The sequence below is a fragment of the Proteus sp. fly-1089 genome, from assembly GCF_040138965.1.
In the GTDB taxonomy this organism is placed as follows: domain Bacteria; phylum Pseudomonadota; class Gammaproteobacteria; order Enterobacterales; family Enterobacteriaceae; genus Proteus; species Proteus vulgaris_B.
In genome coordinates this window covers 131,650-152,019 of sequence record NZ_JBEETS010000005.1, presented here as the reverse complement: position 1 = coordinate 152,019, position 20,370 = coordinate 131,650, and the positions used below count along the sequence as shown (strand labels likewise).

Here is a 20,370-nt window from a genome sequence, read left to right as displayed (position 1 = left end):
ATAATGCAAAATTAAATAAAAACCGCTGATATAGTATCAGCGGTTTTTTTTATTAATTATAATGCATGTAATTATTAGTTAATTATTAGTTTTGTCACGTATCTTTCGTTCAAGTAATTCTCCTGTTTCAGGATGAAAATAACGGCTTGGCCAAATTTCAGAAGGGGCAACACCAAGATAATCAGCAATGATTTTTTCTCCTTTAGGCCAAGGGCGTGACAGTGCATTAGCGAGTGTTGAAGAGCTTAACCCTGCTTGGCGAGAGATGGCAGCAAGTGTTGTTCCTCGTTTTCTAAGTGCGGCAATAATATCGGCAGGATGCCAATCAGATTTCCTTGAAATCATTTTTAATCCTTTTTCTATAAAATTAATTGCTGTGTTAGTGGTATAAATAACAGTTTATTAGAAATGTCTTAAAGCATTTAAACTGATTATTTAGAAAATAAAATAACATTATTTTTCTAAAAAGATTTCTGATTTTTTTCTTAATAATTTCTTTTTTGAAGTTGATAACAATTTTAGAGAAACATAATGAAAAAAGAGTGGTATACGGCAAAGGAATTGACGGGTATAGGTGGATTACCTAAATCACCACAAGGTGTAAATGCAAAAGCTAAACGTGAATTTTGGCAAAAACAAAAGATAAAGAATAAGCAAGGTAATGGTGTTGAATATCATTATTCTTGTTTACCAGATAAAACTTTAATTGCTCTGGAACTTTATGAACCATTAGCACATTACAAACTAAATAAAAAAGAGGAGCCACTCGTTATCTGGGTGAAAGCATTCCAACAACTAAATGATGGTGAACAAAAAACATTAACAGAGCTGATATTGCGGGATGGTATTAGAAGTTTTTTAGAAAAACTCGTCAATGATTAGGCGAGTTTAAAGAATCTATTATTGCGTTATCCGCAACAGATATCTATCTGACTAACCTCTTAGTTGAATGTGAGATGAGATCATGAAAAAAGAATGGTATACAGCGAAAGAATTAGTGGGGCTTGCGGGGTTACCTAACTCACCGCAGGGAGTGAACTTGATGGCGCGTCGTGAAGGGTGGGAAAATCGCCGTAAACGAGGTGTGCAGGGGAAAGCTGTCGAGTATTCAGTGAAAAGCCTACCTGATGAGGTTATTGGTGTATTAGCCGCACATGAACCTCCCGCCGAGTATTTATCAAAGCGTCAGGATGCTTTTTTGATTTGGGTTGAAGCGTATTATCAATTAACTAAATCAGAACGTGAAAAAATTGTGAAGTTTGTACTTCGAGAAGGGTTAGCAAAGCTCATTAGCTATATTGATGCTGATAATCAAGATGCAATTGAGCGAGAAAATGAAGAAGTACTCAATAAATTAAAAAACCCACCAGAGTCGACATAGTCGCTCTGGCTGGCTTTTCTATACCATTAATGGGGTAGTGTTATTAGGGTTACGATTGACGTTGTACAGCAACGTGAGCAAGCCCAATAAGCGCTTCTTTATAAGGTGAATCAGGTATGATAGATAAAGCTTCAATTGCTTTGTCTGCTTCTTCTTCTGCTTTTTGGCGGGTATATTCCAAAGATCCACTTTGTTTCATGGTCTTTAAAACGGTATCCAATAAATGGCGACCATTACCTTGTTCAATAGCTTGGCGAATTAATTGAGATTCTTCTTCATTACCATTATGCATGGCATGAAGTAATGGCAACGTAGGTTTGCCTTCATCAAGATCATCGCCTGTGTTTTTACCCAACTGACTGTTGTCAGCATCATAATCAAGCAGATCGTCAATGAGCTGGAAAGCAGTACCAAGATAACGTCCATAATCTTGGAATGCTTTTTCTTGCTCAGGTGTTGCTCCAGAAAGGATGGCTGACGCATGAGAAGCTGCTTCAAATAGGCGCGCTGTTTTACTGTAAATAACTTGCATATAGTCATCTTCAGAAATGTTAGGATCATTACAATTCATTAATTGTAAGACTTCACCTTCGGCGATCACGTTAGTGGCGCTAGACATTAATTTTAATACACGCATTGAATCAAGATCCGTCATCATCTGAAAAGATCGTGTATAGATAAAGTCACCAACAAGCACACTTGCTGCGTTTCCAAAGACAGCATTTGCCGTTTGTTTTCCTCTGCGCATATCAGATTCATCAACAACATCATCATGTAACAACGTTGCAGTATGAATAAACTCGATAAGCGCTGCGACCGAGATATGTTTGTCACCTTGATAGTCCAATGCTCGTCCAGTGAGCACTGCGATCATTGGTCGGATCCTTTTACCACCACCACTAATGATGTAGTAACCAAGTTGGTTTATCAAAGAAACATCTGAATTAAGCTGGTAAAGGATTGCCTCATTTACCGCAGCCATATCAGCGGATGTTAGTTTTATAATAGATTCTAAATTCATGTTTTTTCGACTTTGGCTCGCCAATGAGCGCGTTATTATTAATAAAAAATGATCATGCCATAGATTTTACTCTCTTATAATTTAGATTGTACTTTAAAAATGGCTGAAATAAATATCGCATAAAAAACTCTTTTTTTTAACGCTAGTTTGCGATCTGTACTTGTCATCGGCACTAAATTTGCGTAGAATTCGCGCCCTATGTGAATATTTTAATTGTGCACTCAAATTATACATATTGGGAGTGTGCGGAAAGCGGAGTTTATATGTACGCGGTTTTCCAAAGTGGTGGTAAACAACACCGAGTCAGCGAAGGTCAAACTATTCGTTTAGAGAAACTTGAAGTAGCTACTGGCGAAACAATCGAGTTTGACACTGTAATGATGGTCGCTAATGGCGATGATATTCAAATTGGCGCTCCAATCCTTGCGGGCGTTAAAGTTAAAGCGGAAGTGGTTGCTCACGGTCGCGGCGAGAAAGTTAAGATTGTTAAGTTCCGTCGTCGTAAACATAGCCGTAAACAACAGGGCCACCGTCAGTGGTTTACTGATGTTAAAATCACTGGTATCGCTTAAGGTTTAGGAGAGTAGTTCAATGGCACATAAAAAGGCTGGCGGCTCGACTCGTAACGGTCGTGATTCCGAAGCAAAACGTCTGGGTGTTAAACGTTTCGGTGGTGAAGCTGTATTAGCAGGTAGCATCATCGTTCGTCAACGTGGTACTAAGTTCCATGCAGGTACTAACGTTGGTTGTGGTCGTGACCACACCCTGTTTGCATTAGCTGACGGAAAAATTAAGTTCGAAGTTAAAGGTCCAAACAACCGTAAATTTATCAGCATCGAAGCTGAATAATTACCGGTCCTTTAATCACCGAGTCAAAAGCCCTGCAAGTCTGTTGCGGGGCTTTTTATATTTAAAAAAGGCCATCTCTGGGTAATTTCGGCCATCCAGCACGTTAATGGCTACTATACGGAGTAAAATCATGAAATTTGTTGATGAGGCCAAGATCCTGATCGTCGCGGGCGATGGTGGTAACGGCTGTGTGAGCTTTCGTCGCGAAAAGTATATCCCTAATGGGGGACCAGACGGTGGTGATGGCGGTGATGGTGGTGATGTCTACATGATTGCAGACGAAAACCTCAACACTCTAATTGATTACCGTTTTACAAAATCTTATCGCGCAGAACGTGGTGAAAATGGTCACAGTCGTGACTGTACCGGTAAGCGTGGTCAAGACATTACAATTAGTGTTCCTGTTGGAACACGTGTCCGTGATTTAGCCACCAATGAAATTATTGCTGACTTAACTGTTCACGGCCAAAAACAGATGGTCGCTAAAGGCGGCTTTCACGGTTTAGGTAATACTCGCTTTAAATCTTCGGTTAACCGTGCTCCACGCCAACGTACTATGGGTACTCCGGGTGAATCTCGAGAAGTTCTCTTAGAGCTAATGTTATTAGCCGATGTTGGTATGCTAGGTATGCCGAATGCGGGTAAATCAACGTTTATTCGTGCAGTATCAGCAGCAAAACCTAAAGTTGCCGATTATCCTTTTACCACCTTAGTACCGAGCTTAGGTGTGGTGCGTATGGATAATCATCAAAGCTTTGTTGTTGCTGATATTCCTGGGTTAATCGAAGGTGCTGCTGATGGTGCAGGTCTTGGGATCCAATTCTTAAAACACTTAGAACGCTGTCGTGTGTTATTGCACTTGATCGATATCGATCCTATTGATGGATCAGATCCTGTTGAGAACGCGCAAATTATTGTCTCTGAATTAGAAAAATACAGCGAAAAATTAGCACAAAAACCACGTTGGTTAGTATTCAATAAAGTGGATCTTCTTGATGCCGAAGAAGCAAAAGAGAAGGCAAAAGCGATTGTTGAAGCACTGGGTTGGGATGAAAACTATTACATGATAGCGGCCATTAACCAAGAAGGTGTGAAAAAACTTTGCTGGAATATCATGGAATTCCTGAACGTAACACCACGTGAGCAAGATTTAGTGGCGACAGTTGCAGAGCCAGGAAAAGTTGACTTTATGTGGGATGATTACCACAAAGAACAGCTTGAAAACCCTGATTTTGAAGAAGATGATGATGATGATTGGGATGAAGAAGATGATGATGGTATAGAGTTTATCTACCAACGTTAATTATCATTATTATCATGATAAAATAAAAAAACGCCTGATTAATCAGGCGTTTTATTTTATCTGATATTATAGACTTAACGGTTATTGTACATATCTTTATACAGGTTAGTTTCGAAACGTACTAAATAGGCGCGCCCTGCATTACGATTTTGCGTTGGTGGTGAATATGCTGAGATATACTGAACAAAAGCAACTTTTTGCCCATTAGCTGTCGTCATAAAGCCTGCAAGATTATAGACCCCTTTTAGAGAACCCGTTTTGGCAGAAACTTTGCCATCAACACCCGCTTCATGAAAACCACCACGGTATTGTAATGTTCCATCATGCCCAGAGAGGGGAAGCATAGTAATAAAGTTGAGTTCACTGTCATGTTGGCCAATATATTGAAGGACTTGCATCATTATTGCAGGTGAAATGAGGTTATGGCGAGAAAGGCCTGAACCATCAACCATTACTGTATTACCTAAGTCAATTCCTGCTTTTTGTTTTAAAATCGTACGAGTTGCTTCCGCGCCTGAACGCCACGTTCCTGCAACACCATAATATTCACGTCCAATGGTTCTAAATACAGTGTCTGCAATCATATTGTCAGACTCTTTTAACATTGTAGTGAGCAAATTATGTAGAGGCTTAGATTGTGTTTGTGCTAATACAGTAACAGGTGCTTTAACGTAAGAGCGGCGTTTTATATAACCATCAAGTTCAATATTAGCTCTTTGTAACTCTTCTTTTAAAATTGTGCCTGCCCAATGCGCACCGTCTTGAATAGAAAACATTAAAGGCACTGCATCGTCACGTTTAGGAATACATCCTGTTATCACATAGGTATTTAAATCACGGACAGTGACATCTAATTCGCAAAAACGTGTGCGAGTTGAGCCTTTCTCATAGGTTTCAACTTCGCTTAAAACGGTAACTGGGTAAAATGAAGCTTTGCGTATTGTTGCAATATCGCCATCTTTATTGCCACTTTGCAATAAGACAGAAAAACAGTTTTTATCAACAATTGCGGCACTAGGTGGTGCACTAAAACATTGAGTCATATCATTCCAAACCCAACCTGGCGCTTTGTCATGACTCGAAAAAGCAGAAGTATCAATCAGTAAATCGCCATGAACTTTAGTGACGCCGGATTGTTTTAATACAGCGACCATTCCTCTTAACTGTTGGCGAGTTAATGTTGGATCACCGCTGAAACGAAAGATCAAATCTCCATTGAGTTGATCATTTTTTATTTTGCCTTCCGTCTCCATTGTTGTGGTGAATTGGTAATCACCCCCTAATTGAAGTAATGCAGCCAAGGCTGTAACTACTTTTTGAGTACTGGCAGGAAGAGCTAATTGATCTGCATGATAATTGAGATTAGGAGAAGCTGCGCCCACAGGCTGGGTAATCAAACCCACTTGTGTTCCTTCAGGAAGAAGGGATGTATAGTTTTCAACGGGTATCGCTTGGGTTGAAAAACTGATGATACTTAATGTGTAAAGTATCCGTCGAAATGTTGATAATAAGCGCATAATTTCTCTGTCCGTGACTATAGCGTACAAACGTTACAGTATTGATTGCCAGAGGCTAATACTAAAGGGCAATGAGGGCAAAAGTAAACGATATAACGAGTGATTACTGCATTATCAGAAAATATCTGTTTATTGATTTATAAAGAGAGATAAGGCGTGAAGCAATGCGTCTGTTGTGTTAGATTTAGTTTTAGGTCTGGGGGCTAAGTTTGCTTCCCAACAGCATGAATAAGGGAATAAACGTCTTTCCTTATTCACCGAATATATGTAGAGACAGGCCCAATTTAAGGTTGCCTGTGTCTTTTTTTGTCTTGAGAAGAGTAAATAGATCCTTTTCTCTGTGTTGTTAGTATAAAAAATCAGGATGATACCTATTTTTTATTAGGAATAGTATTGAGGTATTAACACATGAATCAGATCCCTATGACCGTTCTTGGTGCGGAAAAACTACGCGAAGAGCTGGAATATTTAAAAAGTGTTCGTCGTCCCGAAATTATCGCGGCTATTGCAGAGGCGCGTGAGCACGGAGACTTAAAAGAAAACGCAGAATATCATGCAGCAAGAGAGCAACAAGGTTTCTGTGAAGGGCGAGTACAAGAAATTGAAGCAAAATTATCAAATGCTCAGGTTATTGATATTACTAAGATGAATAACAATGGCCGTATTATTTTTGGTTCAACAGTGACATTGTTAAATGTTGAAACTGAAGAAGAGCAGACCTACCGCATCGTGGGTGATGATGAAGCAAACATTAAAGTTAACTTAATCTCTGTAAATTCACCGATTGCGCGTGGATTAATTGGTAAAGAGTTAGATGATGTTGTCGTTATCACAACACCGGGTGGACAAGTTGAGTACGAAGTTTTAAACGTAGAATACATTTAATTTATAATTTTACGTTTCTATAGAAAACTAGGCTGCTATCCTGTGGTAATATAAAAAAGGCCTTAAAAGGCCTTTTTTGCCATAGAGTTACTTATGGCATTTTTATATAAAAATACAAGTATTATTTCGGTAAAATAATCTTGCGTGCTTCTGAAGGACGATAAAGAACAAGAATTTTTCCGATTACTTGTACATTCTGTGCACCGCTTTCGCGTACAATCGCTGCAACGATCAAGTTTTTAACATCTCGATCTTCGCCTGCGATTTTGACTTTGATAAGCTCATGGTGTGCCAGAGCGAGTTCAATTTCTGCAAGAACGCCTTCAGTCAGCCCGTTGTTACCAATCATAACGACTGGATTCAGGTGATGAGCGAGCCCTTTCAGGTGTTGAATTTGTTTTTTGTTAAGAGTCATCATTAATTTTTGCTTTGTTGGGATTGAAAACACACTATTCTAACGCCATCTCTCACTTATCACCATAAAATGTCGTTAAGACGAGGTTAAATGAGTGAAAGAGTAAAAATTTTGATAGCTAAGTGTATGATAGTTGGAAAACGCAATGGCCAATAAGAAACGTTCTGCAAGCTCTAGCCGCTGGTTACAAGAACATTTTAGTGATAAATATGTTCAGCAAGCAAAGAAAAAAGGGTTTCGCTCTCGTGCTTGGTTTAAACTGGAAGAAATTCAGCAAAGTGACAATATTTTTAAACCAGGTATGACCGTTGTCGATTTAGGAGCAGCCCCAGGAGGGTGGTCTCAATATGTTGTACAGCAGTTAGGAAGTAAAGGTCGAATCATCGCATGTGACCTTTTGCCTATGGATCCTATCGTCGGAGTCGATTTCCTTCAAGGCGATTTTTGTGATGAACTTGTGTTGAAGGCATTGCTTGATAGAGTAGGTGAAAATAAAGTCCAGGTTGTCATGTCTGACATGGCTCCAAACATGAGCGGTACACCCGCGGTCGATATTCCTCGATCCATGTATTTAGTAGAGTTAGCGCTTGATATGTGTCGTGATGTACTGGCTCCCGGGGGAAGTTTTATTGTCAAGGTGTTTCAGGGAGAAGGCTTTGATGAGTACCTGGGGCAAATACGCTCCCTGTTTACGAAAGTGAAAGTTCGTAAACCAGACGCTTCGCGGTCTCGTTCTCGTGAGGTATATATTGTAGCCACAGGGCGTAAACTTTAGTACCCTAAAGCTATTTGTTAACACAGTTGTAATATGAGGTTAATCCCTTGAGTGACATGGCGAAAAACCTGATCCTCTGGCTAGTTATTGCAGTCGTTTTGATGTCATTATTCCAGAGCTTCGGACCCAGCGATTCGAATAGTCGTAAGGTGGATTACTCTACCTTTATCAATGAGTTAACTAATAACCAATTACGCGAGGTCAGCATAAGTGGTTATGATATTAATGTAACTAAAACAGATAACTCAAAGTACAGCACGTATATGCCTATGCGTGATGATAACCTGCTGACCACTTTAATGAACCGTAATGTAAAAGTAACGGGTGAACCACTTGAAGGTCAAAGCCTTCTGACTCAAATTTTTGTGTCTTGGTTCCCAATGCTATTACTTATTGGTCTTTGGATTTTCTTTATGCGCCAAATGCAAGGTGGTGGCGGTAAAGGTGCGATGTCTTTCGGTAAAAGTAAGGCTCGCATGTTGACAGAAGACCAAATCAAAACAACCTTTGCTGATGTTGCTGGTTGTGATGAAGCAAAAGAAGAAGTAAGCGAATTAGTTGAATATTTACGTGATCCAGGTCGTTTCCAGAAATTAGGAGGTAAAATCCCTAAAGGTATTCTGATGGTGGGGCCTCCTGGTACAGGTAAAACGTTATTAGCGAAAGCCATTGCAGGCGAAGCAAAAGTTCCATTCTTCACCATTTCAGGTTCTGATTTCGTTGAAATGTTTGTGGGTGTTGGTGCTTCACGTGTTCGTGACATGTTCGAACAAGCTAAAAAAACCGCGCCTTGTATTATCTTTATCGATGAAATAGATGCCGTAGGGCGTCAGCGTGGTGCTGGTTTAGGTGGTGGTCATGATGAACGTGAGCAAACACTGAACCAAATGCTTGTTGAAATGGATGGGTTTGAAGGAAATGAAGGGATTATCGTTATTGCGGCAACTAACCGCCCTGACGTTTTAGACCCTGCGTTACTCCGTCCAGGCCGTTTTGACCGTCAAGTGGTTGTAGGCTTACCTGATGTTCGTGGACGTGAACAAATTCTTAAAGTCCATATGCGTCGCGTACCTTTATCGCCAGATGTTGATCCTGCAATTTTAGCACGCGGTACACCAGGTTTCTCTGGTGCAGACTTAGCTAACTTAGTTAATGAGGCTGCTTTATTTGCTGCTCGTGGTAATAAACGTGTTGTTTCAATGGTCGAGTTTGAGAAAGCAAAAGATAAGATAATGATGGGTGCTGAACGTCGTTCTATGGTGATGACGGAAGAACAAAAAGCATCAACAGCTTATCATGAAGCCGGTCATGCGATTATTGGACGTTTAGTACCAGAACATGATCCTGTACATAAAGTGACGATTATTCCTCGCGGACGTGCATTAGGTGTGACTTTCTTTTTACCTGAGGGTGACCAAATCAGTGCTAGCCGTCAGAAATTAGAAAGCCAAATTTCAACACTGTATGGTGGACGCTTAGCAGAAGAAATCATTTATGGTGTTGAACATGTTTCTACAGGCGCATCTAACGACATTAAAGTAGCAACAAATATTGCACGTAACATGGTGACACAGTGGGGCTTCTCTGAAAAATTAGGGCCATTACTGTACGCAGAAGAAGACGGTGAAGTATTCTTAGGTCGTTCTGTTGCGAAAGCGCAGCATATGTCTGATGAAACTGCTCGTACTATTGATGAAGAAATTAAAGCTATTGTTGATCGTAACTACGTTCGTGCTCGTCAGATCTTAATGGATAATCTTGATATTCTTCATTCAATGAAAGATGCACTGATGACTTATGAAACTATCGATGCGCCTCAAATTGATGATTTGATGAATCGTCGTGATGTTCGCCCACCTGCTGGTTGGGAAGGCAATAATGGCAATAGTAATGCAACAACTACAGCCCAGCCGACACAAACGCATGTGGCAAGTGAGCCAAAAGATAAGCCTGAGTCAGAAAGTGATACGCCTTCTGATAAAAATACTCACTAATCCTCATTGGGTTATACATATTGAGTAAGCTATAAATACAAACCCCAGGTTTCTGGGGTTTTTTTATGAAGGTATCAATGAAATGAAATTAATTGCTAGAGGAAGAGAGCTTAATTTATCAACACCTCAAGTTATGGGGATTTTGAATGTCACTCCGGATTCTTTCTCTGATGGTGGCACTCATAATTCACTTAATGATGCGGTTAACCACGCAGCAAAATTAATTGCTGAAGGGGCTTCTATCATCGATATAGGTGGTGAGTCGACAAGACCTGGTGCAAATGATGTCTCTATAGATGAAGAGTTACAGCGTGTTGTTCCTGTTGTTGAAGCAATTCGTCAGCGTTTTGATGTTTGGATTTCTGTTGATACATCCAAAGCTCAAGTGATTACTGAATCGGCAAATGTAGGGGCTTCAATTATCAATGATATTCGCTCTTTACAAGAACCAAGAGCGCTTGAAGCCGCAGCTAAAACGGGTTTACCTGTGTGTATTATGCATATGCAAGGCGACCCTAAAACTATGCAACAATCACCACATTATGAGAATGTGATGATAGATGTGGATTGTTTTTTACGAGAAAATATTCAACGTTGCGTTGATGCTGGTATTGAAAAAAATCAAATTATTCTTGATCCAGGGTTCGGCTTTGGTAAGAATTTAGCGCATAATTACCAATTATTAGCACACTTAAGTGAACTTCATCACTTTGGTCTACCTATACTTGCTGGGATGTCACGCAAATCAATGGTTGGACAACTATTGAATGTGCCACCACAAGAGCGTGTTGCTGGTAGCGTGGCCTGTGCTGTTATTGCGGCAATGCTAGGCGCACAAATTATTCGTGTACACGATGTTAAAGAGACAGTTGATGCGATGAAAGTCGTACAAGCGACTCTTTCTGCAAAGGAAAATAATGAATGAGCGAACGTAAATACTTTGGAACAGATGGTATCCGTGGAAAAGTAGGTGATAGTCCAATTACACCTGATTTTGTATTAAAACTGGGTTGGGCTGCGGGCAAAGTATTAGCACGTCATGGCTCTCGTAAAATCATTATTGGTAAAGACACTCGAATTTCAGGCTATATGCTGGAGTCTGCATTAGAGGCAGGTTTAGCCGCGGCGGGATTATCAGCTTCATTTACGGGACCAATGCCAACACCTGCGGTTGCTTATTTAACACGTACATTTCGTGCTGAAGCAGGGATTGTGATTTCAGCTTCTCATAACCCTTATTATGATAATGGGATCAAATTCTTCTCTATTGATGGCACAAAATTACCAGATGAAGTAGAAGAAGCCATTGAAGCCGAAATGGAAAAGCCAATTACTTGTGTTGAATCAGCAGAGTTGGGTCGAGCAAATCGTATCGTGGATGCGGCAGGTCGTTATATTGAATTTTGTAAAGGCACATTCCCTAACGAAAATAACCTAAATGGCTTAAAAGTGGTTGTTGATTGCGCACATGGTGCAACATACCACATTGCACCTAATGTATTTCGTGAATTAGGCGCAGAAGTTATTACGATTGGTTGTGAACCAACAGGTATTAATATTAATGCTGAATGCGGTGCAACCGATGTTCGTATGTTGCAACAACGTGTACTTGAAGAAGGTGCAGACGTTGGTTTAGCATTCGATGGTGATGGTGACCGTATTATTATGGTTGACCATCAAGGTTTAAAAGTTGATGGTGACCAGATTCTCTATATTATTGCAAGAGAAGCGTTGCGCCAAGGCCAATTACGTGGTGGTGCCGTTGGTACACTGATGAGTAATATGGGATTGGAAATTGCACTTAAACAACTAGGTATTCCTTTTGTACGAGCTAAAGTGGGTGACCGCTATGTGCTTGAAAAATTACAAGAAAAAGGTTGGCGTTTAGGTGCTGAAAACTCAGGTCATATTATTTTATTGGATAAAACAACGACGGGTGACGGTATTGTTGCAGGCTTACAAGTTTTAAGTGCAATGGTTCGTAACCATATGAGCTTGCATGATTTATGCAGTGGCATGAAACTATTACCTCAAGTTTTAGTGAATGTTCGCTTCACTGGAAGTCATGATCCATTACAAACACCTGAAGTTCAGAAAGTCGCTAAAGCGGTTGAAGAAGAACTTGCAGGTAAAGGACGTGTACTGTTACGTAAATCAGGCACAGAGCCTTTAATTCGAGTGATGGTTGAAGGCGAAAATGAAGAACAAGTTACAGCGATGGCTAATCGTATTGCCGACGCTGTGAAGCACGTAGGCTAATTGATGATTTTTTCTTCAATCAATCACTTTGTAGCAAAATAACCTTGCTTGTCAGTTCAGCTTTGGTTAGTATTCACACCCGCTTAGTAAGGTCTTGAACTAAAGCGGGTGAAGCAATCGAAGGTTATCGTTAATACGATAAGTTCCATAGAAAAGGTAACGCAAATGTATACGGCACTCATTGTTATTCTTATCATTGTAGCAACAGGGCTAGTTGGTTTGATCCTGTTACAGCAGGGTAAAGGTGCTGATATGGGCGCTTCTTTTGGTGCAGGTGCTTCCGGTACAGTATTTGGTTCAAGCGGTTCAGCTAATTTCATGACCCGTATGACCGCTGTTTTAGCGACAGCTTTTATTGTACTTGCCCTTATTTTAGGTAATCTAAGTGCCAATAAAACTGTGCGTGAAGACAGCAAATGGATGTCTATCGAGCAGACTACAGAAGAAGCTAAAAAAGCTGAGCAATTGGCAGCGCCTGTAGCGCCAGCAAATACAGATATTCCGCAGTAAACTAAGTAAATATTTAAATGAGATTGTTAATATTTACGCAATAACAGTCTCATTAAAGTGCCGAGGTGGTGAAATTGGTATACACGCTACCTTGAGGTGGTAGTGCCTATAAAACGGGCGTACGGGTTCAAGTCCCGTTCTCGGCACCATTATTCCAGATAGCTTGCGTTTTGCTTGTTATCAGCGTAAAATTTGCCACGTTTTTCGAACGCGGGGTGGAGCAGCTTGGTAGCTCGTCGGGCTCATAACCCGAAGGTCGTCGGTTCAAATCCGGCCCCCGCAACCACTTCTAATAATACAGCACTTTTCTCATTAATCATCTTTTGAACCGATTATGATCCTGAGTGGAATGTGCTGTAAGAAGAGGTTATTCTCGAATGGCAAGTTACAGGGTCCAGTTGCATAAAGCCCCGAATTTCGGGGTTTTTTGTTATCAGAGAATAGAATACTGGGCTATAGGCCCTTTTTTTATGCCTTGGGGGTGGGTTTGTCCACATTAGAGCAAAAATTAACAGCGATGATTTCAGCACCAGTAGAAGCATTAGGCTTTGAATTTGTCGGTCTTGAGTTTATTCGTGGCCGAGAATCAACATTGCGCATCTATATTGATAGTGAAGACGGTATCACTGTTGATGATTGTGCTGATGTTAGCCACCAGGTCAGTGCTGTACTGGATGTTGAAGATCCAATTCAAACAGTTTATAACCTTGAGATTTCTTCTCCTGGTTTAGAACGACCTTTATTCACTGCAATGCATTATGAGCAATTTATCGGTGAAGAAGCCGCTATCGTATTACGAATTGCAATGCAAAACCGCCGTAAATGGCAGGGCATTATTAAGTCTGTCGCTGGCGAAATGATCACGGTTACTGTGGATGGTAAAGACGAAGTGTTCGCACTGAGCAACATCCAGAAAGCTAACCTGGTACCCCACTTTTAAGTTTTGAAGAGGCAACTAGGATGAACAAAGAGATTCTGGCTGTTGTGGAAGCGGTCTCTAACGAAAAATCTCTTCCTCGTGAAAAGATTTTTGAAGCACTGGAAACCGCACTAGCGACAGCAACTAAGAAAAAATACGAGCAAGAAATTGATGTTCGCGTATGTATCGACCGTAAAACAGGTGACTTTGATACATTTCGTCGTTGGGTCGCTGTAGATGAAGTGACTCAGCCTACTCGTGAAATTACACTTGAAGCTGCTCAATATGAAGATCCTAGTATCGAACTAGGTGGTTATATTGAAGATCAGATTGAATCAGTTACTTTCGACCGTATAACAACACAAACTGCAAAACAAGTTATCGTACAAAAAGTACGTGAAGCTGAAAGAGCGATGGTTGTTGATCAATTCCGCGAACAATTAGGCGAAATTATCACGGGTGTTGTGAAGAAAGTAAACCGTGAAAACATCACCTTAGACTTAGGAAATAACGCAGAAGCTGTTATTTTACGCGAAGATATGTTGCCGCGTGAAAACTTCCGTCCAGGCGACCGTTTACGCGGTGTATTATACGATGTACGTACAGAAACTCGTGGTGCACAACTTTTCGTGACGCGTTCTCGCCCTGAAATGCTGGTTGAACTTTTCCGCATTGAAGTGCCAGAAATTGGCGAAGAAATCATTGAAATTAAAGCTGCAGCGCGTGATCCAGGTTCTCGTGCCAAAATCGCAGTAAAAACTAACGACAAGCGTATTGACCCAGTGGGTGCTTGTGTTGGTATGCGTGGCGCGCGTGTACAAGCCGTTTCCAGTGAACTGGGCGGCGAGCGAATTGATATTGTTTTGTGGGATGATAATCCTGCACAATTCGTGATTAATGCAATGGCTCCGGCAGATGTTGCTTCTATTGTTGTCGATGAAGACAAATGTACAATGGATGTTGCAGTTGAAAGCAGTAACCTTGCTCAGGCTATTGGCCGTAATGGTCAAAACGTACGTCTGGCAGCTCAGTTACTGAAAAAACATCGTGGTGATGACAAGTGGGAATTAAACGTCATGACCGCTGATGAACTGAATGCGAAACATCAGGCAGAAGCAAACGCAGCCATTGAAATATTTACTAAGCATCTCGACATTGATGAAGACTTCGCAACTGTTTTAGTTGAAGAAGGTTTCTCTACCCTTGAAGAGTTAGTTTATGTGCCAATCAGTGAACTGCTGGCTATTGACGGATTAGATGAAGACACCGTTGAAGCTCTACGTGAAAGAGCAAAAGCAGCACTAACAACGATTGAATTGGCTCAAAAAGAAAGCCTAGGCGATAACCAGCCAGCCGAGGACTTATTAGCTCTCGAAGGCTTGGAGCGCTCTTTAGCATTTGATCTAGCTGCCCGTGGTATCTGCACACTGGAAGATCTTGCCGAACAGGGTATCGACGACCTAACTGATATTGAAGGTTTAAATAGTGAGCGCGCAGGCGAACTCATTATGGCCGCACGTAATATCTGCTGGTTTGGGAATGATGCGTAACAACTGAGCAGGAAGGAACAGAATGACAGATGAAACAGTAAAATCACTGGCAGAAGAGATTCAGACACCGGTTGAACGTTTGGTACAGCAGTTTGCTGATGCCGGTATTAAGAAGACCGTCTCTGATTCTGTCTCCCAAAAAGAGAAAGAAACCTTACTGGCTTGGTTGAATCGTGATAAAGACGTATCAACCAACCAACCAGAAAAGTTAACGTTACAACGTAAAGTGCGTAGTACGTTAAGTGTTCCTGGTACAGGTGGCAAAAGTAAATCAGTAGCCATCGAAGTCCGCAAAAAACGCACTTATGTGAACCGTGACGCCGTTGAAAAAGCGCAAGCGGATGAGCAAGCCCAGCGTGAAGCGGAAGAAAAGGCGCATCGCGAAGCCGAAGAAAAAGCCCAGCGCGAAGCACAAGAGAAAGCACAGCGCGAAGCTGAAGAAAAAGCAAAACGTGAAGCTGAAAAGGCAAAGAAAGACGCCGAAGAAAAAGCGAAACGTGAAGCTGAAGAAGCAAAACGTGAAGCAGCGGAATTAGCTAAGCGCGAAGCAGCGGAAAAAGATAAAGTGAAACAAAACGATAAACCAAAAGCTGATAAAGCAGCAGATCAGGAAAAAGCACGTCGCAATGCTGAACAGGCTGAACTGAAGCGTAAAACGGAAGAAGCACAGCGCCGTAAAGCGGAAGAAGAAGCACGAGTTGCAGCAGAAAAAGCACGTCTTTTAGCTGAAGAGAATGCTGAAAAATGGACTGCTGAACCTAAAGCACCAGAAACTGAAGGCTCAGACTATCATGTAACAACATCACGTTATGCTCGTGATGCAGAAGATGAAAGTGATGCTGAAGTTGAAGGTGGCCGCGGTCGTGGTCGCAATGCTAAGGCTCCTCGTCCTAAGAAAAATAACCGCCATTCTGAAAAAGCAGATCGTGAAGAAGCACGTGCTGCTGGCCGTACTAACAAGAAAGGTAAACGTAAAGGTAGCTCATTACAACAAGGCTTCAATAAGCCAGCCGCTGTTGTAAACCGTGATGTTATTATCGGTGAGACTATTTCTGTTGCTGAACTTGCTAACAAAATGGCAGTAAAAGGGTCTGAAGTTATCAAAACCATGATGAAAATGGGTGCTATGGCAACCATTAACCAGGTTTTAGACCAAGAAACTGCACAGCTTGTTGCTGAAGAAATGGGCCACAAAGTTATCTTACGTCGTGAAAACGAGTTAGAAGAACAAGTCATGAGTGATCGTGATACTGGCGAAGAAAGTGCCGTATCTCGTGCGCCAGTTGTGACTATCATGGGTCACGTTGACCATGGTAAAACATCATTACTGGACTACATTCGTTCAACAAAAGTTGCATCAGGCGAAGCGGGTGGTATCACCCAGCATATCGGTGCTTATCACGTTAAAACAGATAAAGGTGAAATCACCTTCCTGGATACTCCAGGCCACGCCGCGTTTACATCAATGCGTGCTCGTGGTGCTCAGGTAACGGATATCGTTGTTCTGGTTGTTGCGGCTGACGATGGTGTAATGCCTCAGACAATCGAAGCTATTCAACACGCAAAAGCTGCAAACGTACCTGTTGTTGTTGCTGTGAACAAAATCGATAAACACGAAGCTGATCCTGATCGCGTGAAAACTGAACTGTCTCAATATGGCATCCTGCCAGAAGAGTGGGGCGGTGAAACTCAGTTTATGCATGTATCTGCAAAACAAGGTTTAGGTATTGACGAATTGCTAGATGCGATTCTTTTACAAGCTGAAGTTCTTGAACTGAAAGCAGTTAAAGAAGGTATGGCAAGCGGTGTTGTTATCGAATCTTATCTCGATAAAGGCCGTGGCCCTGTGGCAACTATCCTTGTTCGTGAAGGTACACTGAATAAAGGCGATATCGTTCTTTGTGGTTTCGAATACGGTCGTATTCGTGCAATGCGTAACGAATTAGGTCAAGACGTTCAATCTGCTGGCCCATCAATGCCAGTTGAGATTTTAGGTCTGTCTAACGTTCCTTCTGCAGGTGACGAAGCAACGGTTGTTCGTGATGAGAAGAAAGCGCGTGAAGTTGCATTATATCGTCAAGGTAAATTCCGCGATGTTAAACTGGCTCGTCAGCAGAAATCTAAACTGGAAAACATGTTTGCTAACATGGAAGAAGGTAAAACCTCTGAACTGAACATCGTTCTGAAAACAGACGTTCAAGGTACTTGTGAAGCGATTACTGATGCATTAGTTAAACTGTCTACTAACGAAGTTAAACTGAAAATTATCGGTTCTGGCGTAGGTGGTATCACCGAAACTGACGCAACATTAGCGGCTGCTTCTAACGCAATTATTCTTGGTTTCAACGTTCGTGCAGATGCATCTGCTCGCCGTATCATTGAACAAGAAAGTGTTGATTTACGTTACTACTCCGTTATTTATAGCCTGATTGACGAAATCAAACTGGCAATGAGCGGTATGTTGGCTCCTGAATATAAACAAGAAATCATGGGTCTTGCAGAAGTCCGTGATGTGTTTAAATCACCAAAATTCGGCGCAATTGCGGGCTGTATGGTGGTTGAAGGTAACATCAAACGTAATAACCCAATTCGTGTTCTACGTGATAACGTGGTTATCTACGAAGGTGAACTTGAGTCATTACGTCGCTTTAAAGATGATGTCAACGAAGTGCGTAACGGCATGGAATGTGGTATCGGTGTGAAAAACTACAATGATGTTCGTGTTGGCGACATGATTGAAGTCTTCCAAGTTATCGAAATCAAACGTTCTATTGATTAATCTAGTACGTCTTGTTTTAAAAGGGAGCTTAACGGCTCCCTTCTTATTCCCTTCTTTGCTGTATTCTCTTTTATTTTCCTCTTCATTTTTCAACATAACCGAAATAGATTGGCTTTCAGTAATTTATGAAAGTGGGATAACAGGGTAAAATAGCAACAAAGAAACATTTTATTTCTAAAGAAAGAAATCAGAGAAAGCGGTTGTTAAATACCACTTCATGTATACTCTTTAGATATCATTGATTTTAGATCTGAATTAATAGTGGCAATCAGGGCAATACCCTATTGTCAGGGAGAGATAAAATGGCAAGAGATTTTAGCCGTAGTCAGCGTGTTTCTCAGGAAATGCAAAAAGAAATCGCCATCATTCTACAGCGTGAAGTGAAAGATCCACGTATTGGAATGGCCACTGTATCTGGCGTTGAAATTTCTCGCGATTTGGCTTATGCCAAAGTGTTTGTCACCTTCTTGAACTTATCTGGTGGTGAAAAAAGCGAAGAAGAGATGGTTGATGATGGCTTAACTGCCTTGAATGAAGCGGCAGGTTTTATTCGTTCATTATTAGGTAAAGCAATGCGTTTACGTATTGTGCCAGAACTGACATTTGCTTATGACAACTCATTAGTTGAAGGTATGCGCATGTCTAACTTAGTTTCTAATGTCGTTAAAAACGACGAAGAGCGTCGTCATAAAGAGGAAGAATAATGGGGCGTCGTCGTAAGGGGCGTGAGATTAACGGCGTATTGCTACTCGATAAACCCCAAGATATTTCCTCTAACGACGCACTCCAAAAAGTCCGCCGTATGTTTAATGCCAGTAAGGCAGGACATACGGGGGCATTGGATCCTTTAGCAACAGGTATGCTACCTATTTGTTTAGGTGAAGCAACGAAGTTTTCACAGTTTCTATTGGATTCGGATAAGCGTTATCGTGTTATTGCCCGCTTAGGCCAACGAACAGATACTTCTGATGCGCATGGTGAAGTTATCCAAGAGCGCCCAGTGCAATTTACGCAACAAGCTTTAGACGATGCCTTAGAGAGCTTTCGTGGTGAAACATTGCAGGTTCCTTCAATGTACTCTGCTTTAAAGCATCAAGGTAAACCGCTTTATGAATATGCAAGACAAGGCATAGAAGTTGAGCGAGAAGCAAGACCGATTACCGTTTATGAACTTCAGTTTATTCGCTGGGAAGGTGACGAATTAGAACTAGAAATTCATTGTTCTAAAGGAACGTATATCCGGACTATCATTGATGATCTCGGTGAGAAATTACAATGTGGTGCCCACGTTATTTTCTTACGGCGATTAGAAGTTGCAGATTATCCTAAAGAGCGAATGGTAACGTTAGAGCAATTAAGAGCGATGATAGAAAATGCACAAACTGCACAAGAAGATCCTTTCACAGCACTTGATGCACTGTTATTGCCTATGGATACCGCTGTTGCCCATTTCCCTGTCGTGAATTTAACCACGATTATTGCGGGTTATCTCAAGCTGGGACAGCCTGTTCGCGTTAATCATGATATCAATGAAGGCGAATGGGTGAGAGTAACTGAAGGTGATGAAAAAAAATTCATTGGTCTTGCTATCATTAAAGATGGCCTAGTTGCTCCGAAAAGAGTCGTTGTAGACTATAGCGCACAAGATAACACTTAATAGCAATCTTGCGCTAAAAGTGTTTGAAGCGTAGAATAATGCGGCTATCTGTTTAGGTGGCTGAGTTGGGTAGCTGAATTAGAGATTGGCTACCCTAAAAATTTTAATTAAATTGGAGTTTATTATGTCTCTAAGTACTGAAGCGAAAGCACAAATCGTTGCTGAATTTGGTCGTGATGCTAACGATACTGGCTCAAGCGAAGTTCAGATTGCACTGCTGACTGCAGAAATCAACCACCTGCAAGGTCACTTTTCAGAGCACAAAAAAGATCACCACAGCCGTCGTGGTCTGCTACGTAAAGTTTCCAGCCGTCGTAATCTGCTGGACTACCTGAAACGTAAAGATGTTGCTCGTTACTCTGCACTGATTGAACGTTTAGGTCTGCGTCGCTAATCAAGCGAGTTTCAGTGGAAAGGGGCCTGTTGGCCCCTTTTCTACTAGAAAGTGCTATTTTTAATATTAGTCGTTATGTTTTAATGTGGTGATTGTTATTTAGTCTCTCTAGTTACGACAATTCGCGCGGCTAATGAAAGTTTTTATTGCTAGGTAGTAAAT

Annotated in this window: 21 protein-coding genes and 2 tRNA genes; 19 read left to right on the top strand and 4 right to left on the bottom strand. The window is 41.3% G+C overall.

Annotation, left to right across the window (positions count from 1 at the left end; translation table 11 throughout):
* Window positions 1-78: 78 nt before the first annotated feature.
* Window positions 79-345 carry a helix-turn-helix domain-containing protein gene (locus ABN080_RS12695; protein WP_072069577.1) on the bottom strand — a complete coding sequence of 89 codons (267 nt, stop codon included), beginning with the start codon at window positions 343-345 and terminating at the stop codon, window positions 79-81.
* Between the two features lie 186 nt (window positions 346-531).
* Here ABN080_RS12695 and ABN080_RS12690 point away from each other — a divergent pair, with 186 nt between their 5' ends.
* Both ABN080_RS12690 and ABN080_RS12685 read left to right on the top strand, forming a co-directional pair.
* Window positions 532-882: a DNA-binding protein gene (locus ABN080_RS12690; RefSeq protein WP_072069576.1), complete on the top strand. Its 351-nt coding sequence runs from the start codon at window positions 532-534 to the stop codon at window positions 880-882.
* 82 nt (window positions 883-964) lie between these two features.
* Entirely contained in the window at window positions 965-1,381 is a 417-nt protein-coding gene (locus ABN080_RS12685; RefSeq protein WP_036939375.1) for a DNA-binding protein, read from the top strand.
* Window positions 1,382-1,430: 49 nt separating this feature from the next.
* Here ABN080_RS12685 and ispB read toward each other — a convergent pair whose 3' ends face one another.
* Entirely contained in the window at window positions 1,431-2,402 is a 972-nt protein-coding gene (gene ispB, locus ABN080_RS12680) for an octaprenyl diphosphate synthase (RefSeq protein ID WP_072069575.1), read from the bottom strand.
* 263 nt (window positions 2,403-2,665) lie between these two features.
* Here ispB and rplU point away from each other — a divergent pair, with 263 nt between their 5' ends.
* From rplU to cgtA, 3 genes are all read left to right on the top strand, one after another.
* A complete protein-coding gene (gene rplU, locus ABN080_RS12675; RefSeq protein WP_036939370.1) occupies window positions 2,666-2,974 on the top strand; it encodes a 50S ribosomal protein L21 in 309 nt (102 codons plus the stop codon).
* Window positions 2,975-2,993: 19 nt separating this feature from the next.
* On the top strand, window positions 2,994-3,251 hold the full coding sequence (gene rpmA, locus ABN080_RS12670; RefSeq protein ID WP_006535706.1) for a 50S ribosomal protein L27: 258 nt from the start codon (window positions 2,994-2,996) through the stop codon (window positions 3,249-3,251).
* 130 nt (window positions 3,252-3,381) lie between these two features.
* A complete protein-coding gene (gene cgtA, locus ABN080_RS12665) occupies window positions 3,382-4,554 on the top strand; it encodes an Obg family GTPase CgtA (RefSeq protein ID WP_109408496.1) in 1,173 nt (390 codons plus the stop codon).
* Window positions 4,555-4,628: 74 nt separating this feature from the next.
* On the opposite strand, the gene dacB is transcribed toward cgtA, so the two are convergent.
* On the bottom strand, window positions 4,629-6,071 hold the full coding sequence (dacB, locus tag ABN080_RS12660) for a serine-type D-Ala-D-Ala carboxypeptidase (protein WP_072069573.1): 1,443 nt from the start codon (window positions 6,069-6,071) through the stop codon (window positions 4,629-4,631).
* A gap of 408 nt (window positions 6,072-6,479) precedes the next feature.
* Between dacB and greA the strand changes: the two genes are divergently transcribed.
* Window positions 6,480-6,956, top strand: a complete 477-nt coding sequence (greA, locus tag ABN080_RS12655) for a transcription elongation factor GreA (protein WP_072069572.1) — start codon at window positions 6,480-6,482, stop codon at window positions 6,954-6,956.
* A gap of 121 nt (window positions 6,957-7,077) precedes the next feature.
* Here greA and yhbY read toward each other — a convergent pair whose 3' ends face one another.
* Window positions 7,078-7,371, bottom strand: a complete 294-nt coding sequence (yhbY, locus tag ABN080_RS12650; RefSeq protein ID WP_036914752.1) for a ribosome assembly RNA-binding protein YhbY — start codon at window positions 7,369-7,371, stop codon at window positions 7,078-7,080.
* A 145-nt stretch (window positions 7,372-7,516) separates the two neighbouring features.
* Here yhbY and rlmE point away from each other — a divergent pair, with 145 nt between their 5' ends.
* The 13 genes from rlmE (at window position 7,517) to rpsO (ending at window position 20,208) form a co-directional block, all read left to right on the top strand.
* Window positions 7,517-8,146: a 23S rRNA (uridine(2552)-2'-O)-methyltransferase RlmE gene (gene rlmE / locus ABN080_RS12645; protein WP_349441202.1), complete on the top strand. Its 630-nt coding sequence runs from the start codon at window positions 7,517-7,519 to the stop codon at window positions 8,144-8,146.
* A gap of 47 nt (window positions 8,147-8,193) precedes the next feature.
* On the top strand, window positions 8,194-10,140 hold the full coding sequence (gene ftsH, locus ABN080_RS12640) for an ATP-dependent zinc metalloprotease FtsH (protein WP_072069571.1): 1,947 nt from the start codon (window positions 8,194-8,196) through the stop codon (window positions 10,138-10,140).
* Window positions 10,141-10,222: 82 nt separating this feature from the next.
* Entirely contained in the window at window positions 10,223-11,065 is an 843-nt protein-coding gene (folP, locus tag ABN080_RS12635; protein ID WP_349441201.1) for a dihydropteroate synthase, read from the top strand.
* Window positions 11,062-12,399 (top strand): phosphoglucosamine mutase, encoded by a 1,338-nt coding sequence (glmM, locus tag ABN080_RS12630; RefSeq protein ID WP_197269645.1) that lies wholly within the window; start codon window positions 11,062-11,064, stop codon window positions 12,397-12,399. Before folP ends, glmM begins: the two co-directional genes overlap by 4 nt.
* 165 nt (window positions 12,400-12,564) lie before the next feature.
* Window positions 12,565-12,909: a preprotein translocase subunit SecG gene (gene secG, locus ABN080_RS12625; RefSeq protein WP_036914692.1), complete on the top strand. Its 345-nt coding sequence runs from the start codon at window positions 12,565-12,567 to the stop codon at window positions 12,907-12,909.
* Between the two features lie 59 nt (window positions 12,910-12,968).
* Window positions 12,969-13,058 (top strand) — tRNA-Leu (locus ABN080_RS12620).
* Between the two features lie 60 nt (window positions 13,059-13,118).
* Window positions 13,119-13,195 (top strand) — tRNA-Met (locus ABN080_RS12615).
* A 201-nt stretch (window positions 13,196-13,396) separates the two neighbouring features.
* On the top strand, window positions 13,397-13,849 hold the full coding sequence (gene rimP / locus ABN080_RS12610; protein ID WP_196554270.1) for a ribosome maturation factor RimP: 453 nt from the start codon (window positions 13,397-13,399) through the stop codon (window positions 13,847-13,849).
* A gap of 20 nt (window positions 13,850-13,869) precedes the next feature.
* Window positions 13,870-15,378, top strand: coding sequence for a transcription termination factor NusA (gene nusA, locus ABN080_RS12605; RefSeq protein ID WP_006535691.1), 1,509 nt, complete (start codon window positions 13,870-13,872; stop codon window positions 15,376-15,378).
* A 22-nt stretch (window positions 15,379-15,400) separates the two neighbouring features.
* Complete coding sequence (infB, locus tag ABN080_RS12600; protein ID WP_072069567.1) at window positions 15,401-18,157, top strand: translation initiation factor IF-2; 2,757 nt, start codon at window positions 15,401-15,403, stop codon at window positions 18,155-18,157.
* 302 nt (window positions 18,158-18,459) lie between these two features.
* Window positions 18,460-18,861, top strand: coding sequence for a 30S ribosome-binding factor RbfA (gene rbfA, locus ABN080_RS12595; RefSeq protein ID WP_072069566.1), 402 nt, complete (start codon window positions 18,460-18,462; stop codon window positions 18,859-18,861).
* Window positions 18,861-19,814, top strand: coding sequence for a tRNA pseudouridine(55) synthase TruB (gene truB, locus ABN080_RS12590; protein WP_349439526.1), 954 nt, complete (start codon window positions 18,861-18,863; stop codon window positions 19,812-19,814). Before rbfA ends, truB begins: the two co-directional genes overlap by 1 nt.
* A 124-nt stretch (window positions 19,815-19,938) precedes the next feature.
* Window positions 19,939-20,208 carry a 30S ribosomal protein S15 gene (gene rpsO, locus ABN080_RS12585; RefSeq protein WP_023583571.1) on the top strand — a complete coding sequence of 90 codons (270 nt, stop codon included), beginning with the start codon at window positions 19,939-19,941 and terminating at the stop codon, window positions 20,206-20,208.
* Window positions 20,209-20,370 lie beyond the last annotated feature (162 nt).

Coding starts and splice junctions, on each gene's coding strand:
- ABN080_RS12695 (WP_072069577.1), bottom strand. CDS start 345: ATGATTTCAAGGAAATCTGATTGGCATCCTGCCGATATTATTGCCGCA.
- rlmE (WP_349441202.1), top strand. CDS start 7,517: ATGGCCAATAAGAAACGTTCTGCAAGCTCTAGCCGCTGGTTACAAGAA.
- rpmA (WP_006535706.1), top strand. CDS start 2,994: ATGGCACATAAAAAGGCTGGCGGCTCGACTCGTAACGGTCGTGATTCC.
- rpsO (WP_023583571.1), top strand. CDS start 19,939: ATGTCTCTAAGTACTGAAGCGAAAGCACAAATCGTTGCTGAATTTGGT.
- infB (WP_072069567.1), top strand. CDS start 15,401: ATGACAGATGAAACAGTAAAATCACTGGCAGAAGAGATTCAGACACCG.
- secG (WP_036914692.1), top strand. CDS start 12,565: ATGTATACGGCACTCATTGTTATTCTTATCATTGTAGCAACAGGGCTA.
- ABN080_RS12685 (WP_036939375.1), top strand. CDS start 965: ATGAAAAAAGAATGGTATACAGCGAAAGAATTAGTGGGGCTTGCGGGG.
- rbfA (WP_072069566.1), top strand. CDS start 18,460: ATGGCAAGAGATTTTAGCCGTAGTCAGCGTGTTTCTCAGGAAATGCAA.
- truB (WP_349439526.1), top strand. CDS start 18,861: ATGGGGCGTCGTCGTAAGGGGCGTGAGATTAACGGCGTATTGCTACTC.
- cgtA (WP_109408496.1), top strand. CDS start 3,382: ATGAAATTTGTTGATGAGGCCAAGATCCTGATCGTCGCGGGCGATGGT.
- greA (WP_072069572.1), top strand. CDS start 6,480: ATGAATCAGATCCCTATGACCGTTCTTGGTGCGGAAAAACTACGCGAA.
- glmM (WP_197269645.1), top strand. CDS start 11,062: ATGAGCGAACGTAAATACTTTGGAACAGATGGTATCCGTGGAAAAGTA.
- folP (WP_349441201.1), top strand. CDS start 10,223: ATGAAATTAATTGCTAGAGGAAGAGAGCTTAATTTATCAACACCTCAA.
- ispB (WP_072069575.1), bottom strand. CDS start 2,402: ATGAATTTAGAATCTATTATAAAACTAACATCCGCTGATATGGCTGCG.
- dacB (WP_072069573.1), bottom strand. CDS start 6,071: ATGCGCTTATTATCAACATTTCGACGGATACTTTACACATTAAGTATC.
- yhbY (WP_036914752.1), bottom strand. CDS start 7,371: ATGACTCTTAACAAAAAACAAATTCAACACCTGAAAGGGCTCGCTCAT.
- nusA (WP_006535691.1), top strand. CDS start 13,870: ATGAACAAAGAGATTCTGGCTGTTGTGGAAGCGGTCTCTAACGAAAAA.
- ABN080_RS12690 (WP_072069576.1), top strand. CDS start 532: ATGAAAAAAGAGTGGTATACGGCAAAGGAATTGACGGGTATAGGTGGA.
- rplU (WP_036939370.1), top strand. CDS start 2,666: ATGTACGCGGTTTTCCAAAGTGGTGGTAAACAACACCGAGTCAGCGAA.